This is a genomic window from Streptomyces sp. NPDC057253 (assembly GCF_042669125.1).
Classification (GTDB): domain Bacteria; phylum Actinomycetota; class Actinomycetes; order Streptomycetales; family Streptomycetaceae; genus Streptomyces.
On sequence record NZ_JBHUXV010000260.1, the window covers coordinates 1 to 4897 of the forward strand.

The window sequence follows — 4897 nt, forward strand, 5'->3', positions numbered from 1 at the left end:
CCTCGACGGGGCGGGGCCCGGCGCTCGGCGCCGGGCCCCGGCCGGCTCAGACCGCCGACGGGTACGTCGGGTACTCCACCCCCGAGACGTGCTGCACGACCCGGATCACCTGGCAGGAGTAGCCGAACTCGTTGTCGTACCAGAGGTAGAGGATCGCGTTGTCGCCGTCGACCTTGGTGGCGCCCGCGTCGATGATCGAGGCGTGGCGGGAGCCGACGAAGTCCATGGAGACCGCGTCCGGGGCCGTCGTGAAGTCGATCTGGCGCTTGAGCGGGGAGGTCAGGGAGACGTCACGCAGGTAGTCCAGGACCTCCTCGCGGGTGGTCTCGCGGCCCAGGCGCAGGCTGAGGATCGCGATGGACACGTCCGGCACCGGGACCCGGATCGAGCTGCCGGTGATCGGCGCCTTGAGGTCGGGCAGCGCCTTGGCGACGGCGGAGGCGGCGCCGGTCTCCGTGATGACCATGTTCAGCGGCGCGGAGCGGCCCCGGCGGTCGGCCTTGTGGTAGTTGTCCAGCAGGTTCTGGTCGTTGGTGAACGAGTGGACCGTCTCGACGTGGCCGCGCAGCACGCCGTACTCGTCGGCCATCGCCTTCAGCGGCGGCACGATGGCGTTGGTCGTGCAGGAGGCGCAGGACAGGATCTGCTCGTCGGGCTTGATCGTGTCGTGGTTGACGCCGTGCACGATGTTCGGGACGTCGCCCTTGCCCGGCGCGGTCAGCACGACCTTGTCGATCCCGGGGCGCAGATGCTGCGCGAGGCCCTCGCGGTCCCGCCACTTGCCCGTGTTGTCGATGAGGATGGCGTCCTTGATGCCGTACGCCGTGTAGTCGACCTCGGAGGGGTCGTTGGCGTAGATCACCTTGATGGTGTTGCCGTTGGCGATGATCGCGCCCTCGGCCTCGTCGACGGTGATCGTGCCCTGGAACTGGCCGTGGATGGAGTCGCGGCGCAGCAGCGAGGCGCGCTTCACGAGATCCTCGGAGGCCCGCCCGCCTCCCCCGCGGACCACGATCGCGCGCAGCCGCAGTCCGTTGCCGGAACCGGCCTTCTCGATCAGCAGCCGGGCGACCAGGCGGCCGATGCGCCCGAAGCCGTAGAGGACGACGTCCCGCGGCTCGCGGCGCTCGATCTTGTTGCCGCCCGTCGCACCGGCCACGGCGTCGGCGGTGAACTCGGCGACCGACAGGCCGCGGTCGTCGCCCTTGTAGCTCTCGGCCAGAAGGCCGATGTCTATCTGCGAGGGGCCGAGGTCCAGCGTGGTGAGGGCCTGGACGAAGGGCAGGGTGTCGGTGACGGAGAGCTCCTCACCGGCGATCTGCCGGGCGAACCGGTGGGTCTTGAGGATGCTGACCACCGACTTGTTCACGAGGGAACGGCTGTGCAGGAGAACCGTTACGTCCCGCTCCCGGTGCAGCCTCCCGATTATCGGGATCATCGATTCCGCGATCTCCTCGCGGTTCTTCCAGTCGGTGAACGAGTCGTCCTTGACAGTCACAGAATTCTCTTTCGAGCTAGGCGGCGCTCATATGCTAACCCCCTGATGTTTTGATCGATCGGCGGGGTGGTGCACCTCACTGCCCCAGCAGCCGGGGCGGGGCGTCCGGGACCGGCCGCAGCAGCGAGGGGTGCGCGTCGGCCACCCGTTCCTTCGTGAACGCGGCCACGACCCTGCGGGCCAGCAGCGGATCGGCCGGGAGCGTGTGCGCGGCGAACCAGCGCGCGGCCGACGGGTCGGGGGAGGGTTCGACGAACTCCGCTCCCGCGTAGTCGTCCAGCGGCGGGTCGTAGAGGTAGCCGGTGACCACGTCGTGCCGCACCAGCCGCTGGACCAGGGCGTCGCGGTCGTGGACCAGGAGCGGCACCCGGAAGAGGGGCAGGGGGCCGTCGTGCGCCGTACGGTCGCGCAGCGCGGGCGAGGCCCACGGCGTGCCCGCGAGGAGCGTGACGCCGGCCCGGCGCCGGGCGAGGTCCTCGTCGAGGCGGGCCATCCGCAGCCCCAACTGACCGCGGACCAGGGAGCCGTGCCGGGCCCGGTAGCCGTGCAGATCGACCCGGATCCACCGGTCGTAGGCGGTCAGGCTCGGTGCCTCCCGGCCGGCGGCGGCCAGCCGTGGCGCCCGCAGGTCCATCCGGTACGCCTCGCGCTCCAGCAGCCCCAGCCGCTCCATGGTCCGCCACACCGGCCGTACCAGGTGGAGCGAGCGGACCGCGGACCGGGCCAGCGGACGCAGGGTGGTGGCGAGGTCCTCGCGCAGCCGGCCGGGGGTCAGCAGATCGTCCCGCAGCAGCTCCAGCTCGCGGCGGGTGCGCGCGTCCTCGACCGCGAGGAAACCGCCCGCCATCCCGGCCACGTGCTTGGACAGGCTGAAGACGGCCGCCTTGCCGAAGGTCCCGACAGGCTGCCCGTCCACATGGCTGCCGATGGCGTGCGCCGCGTCCTCGAACAGCGGGATCCCCAACTGCCCGCAGCGGCGCCGCAGTTCGAGCACCCGGTCGGGCACGCCGTAGAGATTGGTGGTCAGCACCGCGTCGACGCTGCGCCAGGTCGACTCCGGTACGGCGGCCGGGTCGATGTTGCCGTCCCACACGGACACCGGAGCCAGCACGGGGCGCAGGCCGGCCGCGAGGACCACGAACACGATCACGTCGTCGTTCACCGGTGACATCAGCACCCGCGCGCCCGGCCGGCACCAGCGCCTGAGCGCCAGGTACAGGGCCAGCCGGGCCGAAGGTGTGTAGACGCACTCGCGTCCCAGTCGCCGTGTCATCGTCGTGGACAGCCGCGAGCCGTACGGCATCGGCACCCCTTGTGTCGATGGGCCAGGTAAGGGCCGTGCAGGAGAACAGCGCGAACGCTGCGGGGGGTTGGGCGAGCGGGCTCAGCTCGCCAGCGGTCCCGCCCTGCCGGAGTCCGAGTGATGCCGGGAGGTGCGCAGGGTGCCCACGGTCTTCAGCAGGCGGTCGGCGGGCTCGCGCAGCGCCGGGTGGGCGTTGACGGTGTTGCGCAGACCCCGCACCGGACGGCGCCACATGCGGTGTGCCGTCGCCACCGGGTGGGGACGGGTGGCGAATCCTTCCGCCACGCGCAGCTCCCGGGTCTTGAGCCAGTCCTTCCACTCCTTGTCGCCGCGCCCCATGTCCATGAGCCGCGCCCCCCGCCGCCCCGCCGCCTCGGCCATCCGCAGATGCATGATCAGACCGGGGGAGTAGTAGCGAAGCTCCGGGTCGTACGCGGTGAACCAGGGTGCGAAGACCGTGCGCGAGATCGGCCCGAAATGCGCGGCCACCGGGCGGTCACCGGCGTACACCACCGAGAGGACCCCGGTGAAGTGCTCCTCGCGGACCTGGAAGAGGTCCTCGACGAGGTGCACGATCCACGGCCGGGCGAACCGGTCCATCCGGCCCGTCCTGCGGTACTGGGCGGACTTCCACCGCATCAGCGTGCGCAGCGCGGCCGGGTCGCGCTCGTCGAACACGAACCGCATCTCGCCGAGGTCGCGGGTGAGCCGGCGCTCCTTCTTCAGCGTCGTCTTGGCGATCCCTGGGTAGGCGCCCCGCAGCCACTCCGGGTAACTGTCGCTGCCGACCTTCAGATCGATCACCGGGGAGGCGAAGGTGCCCGTGACGTAGGGGGCGAAGGGCTGCTGCTCCTCCACCAGGTGGTCGAACTCGAACACCGAGAGCCGGCAGGCCTTCAGCAGGGCGCGGGTGTCCCAGGTGACCCCCGGGCGGTGCACCAGGCCCTGGCAGTCGGAGAGTCCGAGACCGACGGCCCGGCCGACGCCGAAGGACCCTCGCTCGTACGGCAGGAAGCCCACGGCCTCGCCGCGCTGGTGGAGGACCGCCACCCGGATGCCGCCGCGGTGTCTGGCGATCCCGGCCGCGAACTCCGGTGCCAGGAACGGGTTGGCGTAGTCGGGGGACTCGTCCATCGCCCGGTGCCAGGCCCCCCGGAGCGCGGCGTCGAGTTCCTCGGGTCTGTGGATCGTGATGTCCGTGTCACTGCTCATCGATCGCATGGGCGACCGCACCCCCCAATTCCCCCATTGCCGATCGAACTGTCGGCAAGGATCAAACGTCGCGAAACAGTACGCACGCTGTCAAGGGTGTCTGCTGTAACGGAACAACGCGGAACGCATACATATGGTTCCCGCGGACGGTCACGACAGCAACCGCCGCTCCTTGGCCACGGCCACCGCGCCCGCCCGGGTCTCGACGCCCAACTTGCCGTAGATCCGGCCCAGATGAGTCTTGACGGTCGCCTCGCTGATGAACAGGGTCCGGGCGATCTCCCGGTTCCCCAGGCCGAGGGCGAGCTGCGCGAGGATCTCGCGCTCGCGCGCGGACAGCGCGGGCCGCGGGCTGCGCAGCCGGCTCAGCAGCCGGTCGGCCACGGGGGCGGAGAGCGCGGCGCGGCCGGTCGCGGCGTCCCGGATCGCCGCGAACAACTCCTCCGGCTGCTCCGCCTTGAGGAGATACCCGGTCGCGCCCGCCTCGACGGCCCGGGTGATGTCGGCGTCGGTGTCGAACATGGTGAGCACCAGCACGCGGGGGCCGTCCGCGCCCTCGGCGGTCAACTGCCGGGTGGCCGTCACCCCGTCCATCCCGCCGTCGAGCTGAAGATCCATCAGCACGACGTCCGGCCGCAGATGGGCCGCCATGGCCAACGCCTCCTCACCGGTCGCGGCCTCCCCGACCACGTCGATGCCGTCGGCGCTGGAGAGCAGGGCGCGCAGTCCGGCCCGTACGACGGCGTGGTCGTCGCAGAGGAGGAGGCGGAGGGGGGTGGTGGGGGTCGTAGGGGGTGAGGTCGTGGGGGTTGGGCTTGGAGGGGGTGAGGTCGTGGGGGTTGGGCTTGGAGGGGGTGAGGTCGTGGGGGTTGGGCTTGGAGGGG

General features: G+C 71.2%; 4 protein-coding genes. All 4 read right to left on the reverse strand.

Annotated elements, in window-relative coordinates; genetic code table 11:
• Positions 1 to 46 precede the first annotated feature (46 nt).
• Positions 47 to 1498, reverse strand: coding sequence for a glyceraldehyde-3-phosphate dehydrogenase (locus ACFULQ_RS48540; protein WP_383558103.1), 1452 nt, complete (start codon positions 1496 to 1498; stop codon positions 47 to 49).
• A gap of 76 nt (positions 1499 to 1574) precedes the next feature.
• Positions 1575 to 2801 carry a DegT/DnrJ/EryC1/StrS family aminotransferase gene (locus ACFULQ_RS48545; protein ID WP_383558106.1) on the reverse strand — a complete coding sequence of 409 codons (1227 nt, stop codon included), beginning with the start codon at positions 2799 to 2801 and terminating at the stop codon, positions 1575 to 1577.
• An 81-nt stretch (positions 2802 to 2882) separates the two neighbouring features.
• Positions 2883 to 4022 (reverse strand): GNAT family N-acetyltransferase, encoded by a 1140-nt coding sequence (locus ACFULQ_RS48550; RefSeq protein ID WP_383558109.1) that lies wholly within the window; start codon positions 4020 to 4022, stop codon positions 2883 to 2885.
• A gap of 141 nt (positions 4023 to 4163) precedes the next feature.
• On the reverse strand, positions 4164 to 4739 hold the full coding sequence (locus tag ACFULQ_RS48555) for a response regulator (protein WP_383558112.1): 576 nt from the start codon (positions 4737 to 4739) through the stop codon (positions 4164 to 4166).
• Positions 4740 to 4897: the final 158 nt, after the last annotated feature.